Origin of the sequence: Actinokineospora spheciospongiae, from assembly GCF_003182415.1 — a bacterium.
GTDB classification, from domain to species: domain Bacteria; phylum Actinomycetota; class Actinomycetes; order Mycobacteriales; family Pseudonocardiaceae; genus Actinokineospora; species Actinokineospora spheciospongiae.
Window position 1 is genome coordinate 164,867 of sequence record NZ_QHCP01000002.1, and the last position, 11,160, is coordinate 176,026.

Genomic DNA, 11,160 nt, shown 5'->3' on the forward strand with positions numbered 1-11,160 from the left:
GACCGCCCGGGGTCGCCGGGTTCAGGACGGGGGACGGGTCACTAGGCAAGGCGAATCCTCGGGTCGAGGATGCCGTACATCACGTCGGCAACCAGGTTGAAGGTGATGACCAGGGCGGCGGTGACCATCAGCCAGCCCATCAGCATGTACGGGTCGAAGGTGCGGATGGACGACACCAGCAGGGCGCCCATCCCCCGCCAGCCGAACACCGCCTCGGTGATGATCGCCCCGGAGAACAGCACGGCCGCGTTGAGCGAGAACAGCGTCGACACCGGGATCAGCGCGTTGCGGAAGGCGTGCCGGAAGATGACCCGCCGCTGGGAGATGCCCTTGGCGCGGGCGGTGCGCACGTAGTCGGAGTTCAGCGTCTCCAGCATCGAGGCCCGCTGGAACCGGCTGTAGGCGGCGAAGCTGATCAGCGTGAGGCTCAGCGTCGGCAGCAGGTAGGTGCCCGTGTACTGGAACACCACCTCGCCGAAGCTGCCCTGGAAGCCGCCCTCGGCGGGGCTGACGGTGCTCAGCCAGCGGTCGAAGCCGAGGTCCTGGAGCACGTTGTTGAACTGGATGCCGTAGGTCTTGAGGATGATCGCCACGCAGACGATCGGCATCGAGAACATCAGGAAGGCCGCCGACGTGGCCAGGTAGTCGAAGATCGAGTACTGCTTGACGGCGGCGATGACGCCCACGGTCACGCCCAGCACGATGGCCAGGACCTCGGCTCCCACGACGAGCCGAGCGGTGATCCACAGCGCCCGCATGACCGAGTCGAACACCTCGACCTTGGCCTGGCCGAGCGCGATGCTCTGGCCCCAGTCGCCCTGCAGGAAGTCCAGCAGCCACCGCCAGTAGCGCACGATGATCGGCTGGTCGAGGCCCAGGCTGGCCTCGAGGTCGGCGATCTGCTGCGGGGTAGTGCCCGGCTTGGCCTTCAGCTCGGCCAGCGGGTTGCCCGCCCCGGCGACCATGAAGAACGCGAGGACGCTGCCGATCAGCAGGATCGGTATCGAGATCAGCAGGCGTCGGATGATGTAGCGAATCACGGAAAGCTCCTCGGTGGGGCCCAGGCGGCCGGGCCGGTCGGGCCCGAACTCTGAGTGTCCCGCCTGTCCTCGGTGTACGCCGTTCGACAGGTGGGAGGGCTCAAGCGCAGGGGCCGGACGGTGTGGTCCGGCCCCTGCGCTTGTTCGACCAGAGTCAGCCGCCGCCCGGGGCGGCGGGGACGACTACGAGGTCTTGACCCACTCGTTGGCGTTCCAGAGAGCGCCGTTGTAGGACTGGAAGAACACGCGGTCGATGCCCTTGAAGGCCCACATGTTCGGCAGCGAGAACAGCGGCAGCGAGTAGTTGTCCGCCGCCATCAGCCTGTCGACCTCCTGGAAGGCCTTCTTCGAGGCCTCCTCGTCGAGGTTGCTGGCCGCGTCCTGGTACGCCGCGTCCACCTTGGGGTTGCTGTAGGCGGACCAGTTCTGGCCACCGCCGGTGGAGTAGATCGACTTCTGGGTCGACTTGAACGGCGCCGCGGACCACGCGAACAGCGCGATGTCGTAGTCGCCCGCGGAGACCCGGGTGTCGAGGAAGTTCGGGTCGACGTCGTCGATGATCTCGATGCCCGCCGCCTTGCACTGCGACTGGACCAGCTCCACGGTCTGCTTGCGCCGCGGGATGTCGGTGTGGCTGATCTTCAGCGACAGCTTGGCGCCGTCCTTGGCCGCGAAGCCGTCCGCGCCGATGGTGTAGCCGGCGTCGGTCAGCGTCTTCTTGGCCGCCTCGGTGTCGCCCTTGTAGTCGGCGTAGTTGTCGACGTAGCCGTCCTCACCCTGGAAGAACACCAGCGAGCCGAGCGGCTTGGCGTCGTCGAGGACCGGGCGGATCAGCTTCTCGGCCAGCTCGTCGCGGTTGACGCACTGCATGAACGCCTTGCGGACCGCGGCGTCGGCGAGGAACTTGTTCTTGTAGTTGAGGTCCATGTGCTCGAACGACAGGCCGTTCGAGGCGCCGAAGGTCACGCCCTGGGCGGACAGGCCGCGCAGGCGGTCGGCGGCGTTGGCGTCGGGCTGGGCCATCGAGGCGACCTGGACCTCGCCGTTCTCCAGCGCCTGGGCCTGGGCGACCTGGTCGGAGATGCCGCGCAGGATGAGCTTGGCCGGGCCGCCGGGCTTGCCCGCGTACTTCGGGTTGCGCTCCAGGGTGACCGAGTTGTTCTGCTCGAACCCGGTGATCGCGTACGGACCGGAGGAGGGCATCAGCTCCTTGGTGAAGCCGTTCCACTTGGTCTTCCAGAACTCGGCGACCTTGGCCAGCACCGCCGGGTCACCGCCGGTCGGCTGGACCTGGGTGATGTCGGCGACGCCGGTCCCCTGCTCCAGGACGTGCGCGGGCAGGACGTCGGCGGAGACGCCGAACAGGCCCTTGTAGTCCGGGTAGGGGGTGCCGAAGGTGGTGACGACCTCGGTGTCGGACTTGCACTCCACCTTGTCGATCTGCTCGTAGCCGTTGGTGCCCGCGGCGGTGAACAGGTCCTTGCCGTCGGCGCTCTTGGACTTGCCGGTCTGCGCCAGCCAGGCCAGGTAGAAGTCGTCGCAGTCCCAGGGGGCGTCGTCGGACCACTTGACACCCGGCTTGATCTTCCAGGTGACGACCTGCGGGGACTCGCTGGTGAGCTCGACGCTCTCCATCACGTCCTTGTCCAGCAGGACCTTGTTGTTGCCGTCGAGCTTGTACGCGCCGGACAGCACCTGGGTCAGCGCGAAGGTGTTGTACGAGTTGTTGGCGTCCGACGCCGCGTTGTTGTACGCGGTGAACGGGTTGTCGGTGGACACCGTGAAGGTGTCGCCCGACTGCGCGACCTCGGGGGAGGTGTACTCGGTGGCTTCGCCGTTCTCGCCCTTGGCCACGGCCATGGCCGCGACGTCGTCGGACGGGCCGGTGTTGGTGCCGCCGTCGCCGGTGGAACCGCCGCAGGCGCTCAGGACGAGCGACGCACCGACAGCCATCGCGGCAGCCGACAGTGAGCTTCTTTTGATTGACACGTGCCCTCCTAGCACTGGGCGATCCGCAGCCGGTCCGGCTGGGCGGCACCCGTTACCCATCACGCCCCCAACGAAGCGTTGGTGGGCGCACTAGGTGGGCACGCTAGGAACCTGGCACGGTCTGGTCACCGGTCCCACGTCGATCGTGACCAAAGGGTGACAAGCAGGCGACCACACGCAATGTGAAAGTTACCCGAAAACACGCAGTGGAGGACTAAAGTCACCCTGGGTGATCGATCTAGCCGCCCGCGCGGCGCCACCCGGGGGCCCCGGCGAACGGTCCGGCGAAGGGGGTTCCCGCGCTCACCCCGGTCATCTCCCGGCGCACGACGAGGGTGTCCACTTCCTGGTAGAGCGGGATGGCGACGGTGCGTGACCACAGTTCCGGCTCCAGCGCCGCCAGCGCGTCGGCGAGCGGGGTGCTCCCGGTGAGCGCGGCGTCGAGGGTCGGCTGGGTGGCCTGGTCGCAGTACGCGCCCGGGTTGGCGACCGCGGGGGTGCCGCTGTCGGCGTCGGCCGGGGCGCAGCCGAACCGGACGGCGGGCAGCGTGGCCGGGTCGCCGCCCGCGGGCTGCGGGGCGACCACGAGGTGCACCTCGGTGGTGGGTTCCTCGTCGGGGTCGGGGGCGGCGAGCAGTTCGGCGTAGAGCCGGTCGCCGGGCGGGGTCAGCAGTTGCGACTGCACCCCGCCGACGGACAACTGCCGTTGCAGCTCGCGGGCCATCGCCAGGTAGGGCTCGCGGCCCGCCGGGGCGGCGATGACCAGGTTGAGCGGGGTCTGCCCGAACGCCCAGCTCCCGTTGACCCTGGTGAAGCCCGCCTCGGTGAGCAGCGCGTCGGCCCCGGCCTGGTCGACGGCGGCGAAGCGGCCCGCGGGCAGCGTGGCCCGGTAGCCGGGGGCGCTGGGGGCGAGGACCTGGGCGTCGGCCACGGCGGCGGACGCGGGGCCGCCCCCGGTGCCCGCGGCGATCAGGGCCCGCCGGTCGAGCAGGGCGCCGATCGCGGTCCGCACCCGCTGGTCGGCCATGGCGGTGCCGACCGGGCGCAGCAGCACGGTGGCCACCGCGGGGCGCGGCACCTGCGTGGTGGTCACGTCGGGTTCCAGCGCGGTCACGGCGGCGAGGCCCTGGGCGCTGAGCGCGGTCAGGGCGAGCTGGCTGTGGCCGGTGCGCAGGGCGCCGGTGGTGCCGGTGAGGTCGGCGCGGCGCAGCACGATCCGGTCGAGCGCGGCGGGCGCCTCCCAGTAGCGGTCGTTGCGCTCCAGCACGATCTCACCGCGGTCGCGGTCGAGGGTGCGCACGGCGAACGGGCCGCCGGAAACGGGGTAGTTCTCCCGCAGCGCGTTGGCCCAGCCGCCGGGGATGTCCTTGAGCAGGTGCGCGGGCAGCAGGCCGCTGAACAGCGACCGCCAGCCGGGGTAGGGCTCGGCGAAGGTGACCTCCACGACCCGGCCCGCCTCGCGCGCGGAGATGTTGGAGATCAACCGGTAGCCCGCGCCGTCGAGCGCGCCGGGCGCCTCGCGCAACTGCTCCCACAGGTAGACGAAGTCCTCGGCGGCGATGGGCGCGCTGTCGGACCAGGCCGCCTCGGGGCGCAGCCGGTAGTCGACGGTGTAGGGCTCGGCGGAGGTGACCTCGGCGGAGACCATCAGCGTGCGGTCCAGCCGGGGCGTGCCGTCGGCACCCGGGCGGAACACCGAGGGCAGCACGGCCTGCGCCAGGGCGGTGGTCACCGTGGACTGGTCGGCGAGCTTGTGCGGGTTGTAGCCGCCCAGGACGCTGTCGACGCCCACCACGGCCTCGCCGACGTCGGGTTCGGCGCTGGTCCGGGTGCGGGCGACCTCGGTGGTCACCAGCGGTGGCGGCGGCGCGTTGGTGCAGCCCGCCAGCGCGCCCAGCGCCGCGGCCCCCGCCAGCACCGCCCGCCACCTGCCGCCCACCGCCGCACCTCCCCCGAAAGTCGCGCCCGGCCATGCTGCCAGACCCGGACGACCGGCCCGCCACCGGTTTCCCCCGTCCGGATGACGCACGGGCGGTGCCGGAGGTTCCCGACACCGCCCGTGCGCGGTCTCACCCCGCGTCCCGCCGCCCCCGGCGGGTCGCGGTCACTTCTGGTCGCGCGCCTTGTCCCGGGAGCGCTGGCGGCCGCGGGTGGTGGCGTCCAGGATGACCTTGCGGACCCGGACCACCTCCGGGGCGACCTCGACGCACTCGTCGTTGGCGCAGAACTCCAGCGCCTCCTCCAGGCTCAGCTTGCGCGGCCTGGCCAGCGTCTCGAAGACGTCGGCGGAGGAAGAGCGCATGTTGGTGAGCTTCTTCTCCTTGGTGACGTTGACGTCGAGGTCCTCGGCGCGCGGGTTCTCGCCGACGACCATGCCCTCGTAGACCTCGGCGCCCGGCTCGACGAAGAACGTGCCCCGGTCGGCGAGCTGGAGCATGGCGTAGGCGGTCACCGGGCCGGTGCGGTCGGCGACCAGCGAGCCGGTGTGGCGGCTGCGGATCTCCCCGGCCCACTCGTGGTAACCCTCGAAGATGGCGTTGGCGATGCCGGTGCCGCGGGTCTCGGTGAGGAAGTCGGTGCGGAAGCCGATCAGGCCGCGGGAGGGGACGATGTACTCGACCCGGATGCGGCCGGTGCCGTGCCCGACCATGTCCTCCATCCGCCCCTTGCGGGCGGCGAGGAGCTGGGTGATCGCGCCCAGGTACTCCTCGGGGGCGTCCACGGTCATCCGCTCGTACGGCTCGTGCAGCTTGCCGCCGACGGTGCGGGTGACGACCTCGGGCTTGCCGACGGTCAGCTCGAAGCCCTCGCGGCGCATCTGCTCGACCAGGATGGCCAGCGCCAGCTCACCGCGGCCCTGCACCTCCCAGGCGTCCGGGCGCTCGGTGGGCAGCACGCGGATGCTGACGTTGCCGACCAGCTCCGAGTCCAGGCGGCCCTTGAGCATCCGGGCGGTGAGCTTGGTGCCGCCGTTGCGACCGGCGAGCGGGCCGGTGTTGACGCCGATGGTCATCGAGATGGCGGGCTCGTCGACGGTCAGCCGGGGCAGCGCGACCGGGCTGCCCATGTCGGCGAGGGTGTCGCCGATGGTGATCTCCGGGATGCCCGCGATCGCCACCAGCTCACCCGCGCTGGCCTCCTCGGCCGGGACGCGGTCCAGGGCCTCGGTGACCAGCAGCTCGGTGATGCGCACGTTGCTGACGCTGCCGTCCTCGCGCATCCAGGCCACGGTCTGGCCCTTGCGGATGCGGCCGGTGTGGATGCGGCACAGCGCGATGCGGCCCAGGAAGCTGGACGCGTCGAGGTTGGTGACCAGGGCCTGCAGCGGCGCCTCGACGTCGGCCTTGGGCGCGGGGATGCGCTCCATCAGCAGGTCGAACAGCGGGTCGAGGTTCTCGCTGTCGGGCAGGCCGCCGTCCTCGGGCTGGTTGAGGCTGGCGCGCCCGGCGCGGGCGGAGGCGTAGACCACCGGCAGGTCGAGCACGGACTCGTCGACGTCGTCGATCTCCGAGGCCAGCTCGAGCAGCAGGTCGTGGGTCTCCTCGACGACCTCGGCGATGCGGGCGTCGGGGCGGTCGACCTTGTTGACCACGAGGACGACCGGCAGGCCGGAGGCGAGCGCCTTGCGCAGCACGAACCGGGTCTGCGGCAGCGGGCCCTCGGAGGCGTCGACGAGCAGCACCACGCCGTCGACCATGGACAGGCCGCGCTCGACCTCGCCGCCGAAGTCGGCGTGGCCGGGGGTGTCGACGACGTTGATGACGATCGGGCCGTCGGGGGTCTGGCGGCGAACGGCGGTGTTCTTCGCCAGGATCGTGATGCCCTTCTCCCGCTCGAGCTCGCCGGAGTCCATGACCCGGTCGACGAGTTCGGCGCGGGCGGCGAACGCCCCGGACTGGCGCAGCATCGCGTCGACAAGGGTCGTCTTGCCGTGGTCGACGTGCGCGACGATCGCGACGTTGCGGAGATCTGTCCTGGTCAGCTCGGCGCTGACGGTCGCTGCGGGCACGCGCGTGCTCCTGGTTCCTTCTAACGAGGGTGGAGGGCGGCCCGCCGCTGGTCTGCGTTGACAGCACTGGCTGAGAGGGGCGCCCGGCGCAGCTCAAAAGCCGCTACTGGCTCGATCAGTTTAACCGCAACCGCGGTGTGAGCAGGACCACGCCGCCCGACGAGCAGGTTAACCTACCCTAAGACGACGGTTCGGCGGAGAACGGAGGGTGCTGCCGTGGGCAAGAAATCGGCCCTGGTCAAGGCTGCCACACCGGCCGACGCTGTGAAGAAGTTGATGAAGGCGGGCAAGGTCAAGAAGAAGTGCTGCAAGTCGAAGTCCCGCTGCAAGAAGTGCCCGGTCCTGGCGTTGAAAAAGGCCAAGGCGGCCTTCGCCGGAGCCGCGTGAGATCCGCTAACGTGACCCGCGTGACTTTCCGCAACACCACCTGGTGGGCCGCCTCACGGCGGCCCTAGCCCGTGGTGCCCGGACGTCACCGGACGCACACCCCCAGGCCGCCCCTCCGGGCGGCCTGACGGTTCTCCGGAGGGGCCCGACCCCCAGGAGAGCACCATGACCCGCCTGTCCGCCATCACCCCGTCCGACCGCGCCCACCTGGGCAACCACCTCGGTGCCGTGCGCCACTGGGCACGCGACGGGCACCCCGGTGACCTGTACTTCGTCAGCGACCTGCACGCCATGACGGTGTCCTACAACCCGGCCAGGCTGCGGGCCACGACCAGGGAGCTGCTGGCCGTCCTGGTCGCCTCGGGCATCGCCCCGGACCGGCTGTTCGTGCAGAGCGACCTGATCCGCGAACTGGGCGCGCTGACCTGGCTGCTGGAGTGCGCCTGCGCCTTCGGCGAGGCGTCGCGGATGACCCAGTTCAAGCAGAAGTCCGACGGCCAGGCCATGGTGCGGCTGAGCCTGCTCACCTACCCGGTGCTCATGGCCGCCGACATCCTGCTCCTGGGCGCCGACGAGGTGCCGGTGGGCGCCGACCAGCGCCAGCACGTGGAGCTGGCCAGGGACCTGGCGCGGCGGTTCAACACGACCTACGGGGAGGTCTTCGCCATCCCCAGGGCGGTGATGCCGCGCACCGCCGCCCGCGTCCGCGACCTGTCCGACCCGACCCGCAAGATGTCGAAGTCCGCCCAGGACTCCACCGGCACGGTGTTCGTCCTGGACGACCCGGACCTGGTCCGCCGCAAGATCCGCAAGGCGAAGACGGATGCCCTGGGCCGGGTGGAGCACGACCCGGCCGGGCAGCCCGCGGTCTCGAACCTGCTGGAGATCCTGGCCGCCTGCCGGGGCACCGACCCGAGGACGGAGGCGGCGGGCTTCAGCGGGTACGGGCCGCTCAAGGAGGCCGTGGCCGAGGCGGTGGTCGAGGAACTGCGTCCGATCCGGACCAGGGCCCTGGAGCTGCTGTCGGACCCGGCCGAACTCGACACCATCCGCAAGGCCGGGGCCGCCCGGGCGGCCGACCGCGCCGCCCACCGCCTGTCCTCGGCCCTGCGCCTGGCCGGGGTCGGCTGAGGGGTCACCGGTGGCGCGGTCCCCGGGGCCGCGCCACCGGGTCAGCCGCCCAGCAGATCGCGCACCGCGCCGAAGAACTCCACGTCGGCGGGCAGCCAGGGCACCGAGTCCAGCTCCGAGGCCGCCAGCCACCGCACCCCCAGGTGCTCCACCGCGCGCGGCTCACCGGCCGCCGATGCCGCGTACAGCCGCAGTTCGCGCCCGCCCGGCAGCAGCACCGAGCCCAGCAGCTCCCCCACCGCCACCTCGACGCCCAGCTCCTCCAGGCACTCCCGGCGCAACGCGTCCACATCGGACTCGCCTGGCTCCACCCGACCGCCGGGGAACTCCCACATCCCGGCGGCCTCGGCCGGGAACGCCCGCTGTTGGGCCAGCACAGCACGATCGCGCACCACGGCCGCAGCCACCACAGTCACGGGTGCGCACCCTACGCGGACCGGTGCTCAGACCGACGCCGTCCGCCAGGTCACCTGGAACCGGGCGCCGCCCTCCGGCGACTCCCCCACCCGCACGGCCCCGCCGCGCCGCCGCACCACCTCGGCCACCAGCGCCAGGCCCAGCCCGGTGCCGCCGGAGCTGCGCGCCCGGTCGTCCTGGACGCGGTAGAACCGGTCGAACACCTTGGCCCGGTGCTCCTCGGCGATGCCGTGCCCGTCGTCGTCGACCACGACCCTGGCGGTGCGGCCCGCGGTGAGGACGGTGAGCACCACCCGGGCGCGGGCGTGCCGGACGGCGTTGCGCAGCAGGTTGTCCAGCACCAGGTCCACTTCCGACGGCGCCGCGTACACCCAGCACGACCCCGGTGGCGCGTGCACCCGGATGGCCGGGCCGTCGGCGACCGCGCAGCGCACCGCCGCGTCGGCGGCGGCGACCGACAGGTCGACCGCCGAGGCCGCGGGCAGCTCCCCGGCGTCCGAGCGGGCCAGCGTCAGCAGGCCGTCGACCAGCGCGGACAGCCGCTGCGACTCCCTGGCGACGTCGGCGAGCACCTCCTGGGCCAGTTCCGGGTCCGGGTGCGCCACCGCCACCTCGGCCTGCACCCGGATGGAGGCGACCGGGGAGCGCAGCTCGTGCGCGGCGTCCCCGGTGAACCGCCGCAGCCGGTCGGCGGCCTCGTCGCGGCGGGCCAGCAGGTCGTTCATCGCCGCGGCCAGGGCGCGCAGCTCGCGCGACTCCGGCAGCGGCAGGCGCTTGCCCGCGCCGAGCCTGGCCGCCGCCGCGCGCAGCCGCCCCACCGGGCGCATCGCCGAGCGCACCGCCGACCAGGTGGCCAGGGCGGTCGCGGCGGCGGCGATGACCGCTGCGGTGATCAGCCAGCGCAGCGCGGCGCCCCGGGCGGCGTCGTACCCGGCCAGCCCGGTGCCCACCACCACCAGCCGCTGCGCGCCGTCCGGGGCGGTGGCGACCGTGCCCAGCCAGCGGGCCGGTGGGGAGTCCGACAGCCGCAGCACCGGCACCCCGGCCTTGAGGGTGCGGATGTCCGAGGGCGTCAGCTCCGGGGCCGCCGCGCCGTCGGCGGGGGCGCCCGCGGTGTCGAGCACCCGGGTGCGGAAGTTCGGCGAGACCGGGCGGACCTCGGCCCCGGCCGACACCGCGGCCACGGCGGTGTCCAGGGCGGGGCGCAGCTCGTCGTCGGCGCTGTCGACCAGCAGCGGCCCGATCATCCGGCTGCTGAGCAGGGCCAGGCCGAGCAGCACCGCGAGCGTTCCCGCCGTGGCGACGGCGGTGATCCGCAGGCGCACGGAGCGGCGTCGGCTCACCGCGGTCGCGGGGTGTCGAGAGCGGCGTCGATCTCGGCGGTGGAGGCCAGGTAGCCGTGGCCGCGCACGGTGCGCACGATGCCGTCGGCGCCCGCCGCGTCCAGCTTGCGCCGCAGGTAGCCGACGTAGACCTCCACGGCGTTGCGGGTGGCGGCCTGCTCGTCGCCCCAGACCGCGCGCAGCAGCTCGTCCTTGGTGACCACCGACCCGGCCCGCCCGGCCAGGCAGTCCAGCACGGCGAACTCGCGCGGGCTCAGCGGCACCGGCTCGCCGTTGAAGCTGACCTCCCTGGCACCCCGGTCGACCAGCAGCGACCCCAGCCGCAGCCGCCGCCCGGCGCCCTCCTCCGCACCCCGGCGCAGCGTGGCGCGCACCTGGGCCACCAGCACCACGAACGAGAACGGCTTCACCAGGTACCCGTCCGCGCCCAGGTCGAGCCCGTCGGCCTGGTCGACCTCGCCGTCCTTGGCCGAGACCAGCAGCACCGGGGTGCGCACCCCCTCGGCGCGCAGCCGCTCCAGCACCCGGTAACCGGACAGGCCGGGCAGCATGATGTCGAGCAGGACGACGTCGAACGCGCCGGTCAGCGCCATCCGCAGCGCGCTGGGGCCGTCACCGGCGACCATCACGTCCATGCCCTCCGCGGTCAGCCCGCGTTGCAGGGCCCGGCGCACGCCGAGTTCGTCGTCGACCACCAGCACCCGAGGCTTCACGTCCGCCATCATGGCGGGAGGTGGGGGGTGCGTGCCCGCACTCTCAGCGGTCTCTCAGCACGAAGATCGCTCTCAGCGCCATCTCAGGGTGGGGGGAGCAGTGTTCTCGGTGCGGGATACACCACCCGAAC

At 72.3% G+C, this 11,160-nt stretch carries 9 protein-coding genes; 2 read left to right on the forward strand and 7 right to left on the reverse strand.

The genetic code is table 11. From position 1 onward, the window contains the following. Positions 1 to 41: 41 nt before the first annotated feature. From DFQ13_RS04380 to typA, 4 genes are all read right to left on the reverse strand, one after another. Positions 42 to 1,040: an ABC transporter permease gene (locus DFQ13_RS04380; RefSeq protein WP_110078914.1), complete on the reverse strand. Its 999-nt coding sequence runs from the start codon at positions 1,038 to 1,040 to the stop codon at positions 42 to 44. 183 nt (positions 1,041 to 1,223) lie between these two features. Further along, positions 1,224 to 2,993, reverse strand: a complete 1,770-nt coding sequence (locus DFQ13_RS04385) for an ABC transporter family substrate-binding protein (protein WP_035280664.1) — start codon at positions 2,991 to 2,993, stop codon at positions 1,224 to 1,226. Between the two features lie 274 nt (positions 2,994 to 3,267). Continuing rightward, the gene (locus tag DFQ13_RS04390; RefSeq protein WP_233438262.1) at positions 3,268 to 4,968 is read right to left on the reverse strand and encodes an ABC transporter family substrate-binding protein; all 1,701 of its coding nucleotides are present in this window, start codon (positions 4,966 to 4,968) and stop codon (positions 3,268 to 3,270) included. 165 nt (positions 4,969 to 5,133) lie between these two features. Next, positions 5,134 to 7,038: a translational GTPase TypA gene (gene typA, locus DFQ13_RS04395; protein ID WP_035280666.1), complete on the reverse strand. Its 1,905-nt coding sequence runs from the start codon at positions 7,036 to 7,038 to the stop codon at positions 5,134 to 5,136. 216 nt (positions 7,039 to 7,254) lie between these two features. Here typA and DFQ13_RS33585 point away from each other — a divergent pair, with 216 nt between their 5' ends. Further along, the gene (locus DFQ13_RS33585; RefSeq protein ID WP_181399885.1) at positions 7,255 to 7,425 is read left to right on the forward strand and encodes a hypothetical protein; all 171 of its coding nucleotides are present in this window, start codon (positions 7,255 to 7,257) and stop codon (positions 7,423 to 7,425) included. 165 nt (positions 7,426 to 7,590) lie between these two features. Then, on the forward strand, positions 7,591 to 8,556 hold the full coding sequence (trpS, locus tag DFQ13_RS04400; RefSeq protein WP_110078916.1) for a tryptophan--tRNA ligase: 966 nt from the start codon (positions 7,591 to 7,593) through the stop codon (positions 8,554 to 8,556). A gap of 41 nt (positions 8,557 to 8,597) precedes the next feature. Here trpS and DFQ13_RS04405 read toward each other — a convergent pair whose 3' ends face one another. The 3 genes from DFQ13_RS04405 to DFQ13_RS04415 are packed head-to-tail and all read right to left on the reverse strand — an operon-like array spanning position 8,598 to position 11,041. Then, positions 8,598 to 8,972, reverse strand: a complete 375-nt coding sequence (locus tag DFQ13_RS04405) for a (deoxy)nucleoside triphosphate pyrophosphohydrolase (RefSeq protein WP_110078917.1) — start codon at positions 8,970 to 8,972, stop codon at positions 8,598 to 8,600. A gap of 27 nt (positions 8,973 to 8,999) precedes the next feature. Then, positions 9,000 to 10,316 (reverse strand): sensor histidine kinase, encoded by a 1,317-nt coding sequence (locus tag DFQ13_RS04410; protein ID WP_233438263.1) that lies wholly within the window; start codon positions 10,314 to 10,316, stop codon positions 9,000 to 9,002. Then, the gene (locus tag DFQ13_RS04415; RefSeq protein WP_035280673.1) at positions 10,313 to 11,041 is read right to left on the reverse strand and encodes a response regulator transcription factor; all 729 of its coding nucleotides are present in this window, start codon (positions 11,039 to 11,041) and stop codon (positions 10,313 to 10,315) included. Before DFQ13_RS04415 ends, DFQ13_RS04410 begins: the two co-directional genes overlap by 4 nt. Positions 11,042 to 11,160: the final 119 nt, after the last annotated feature.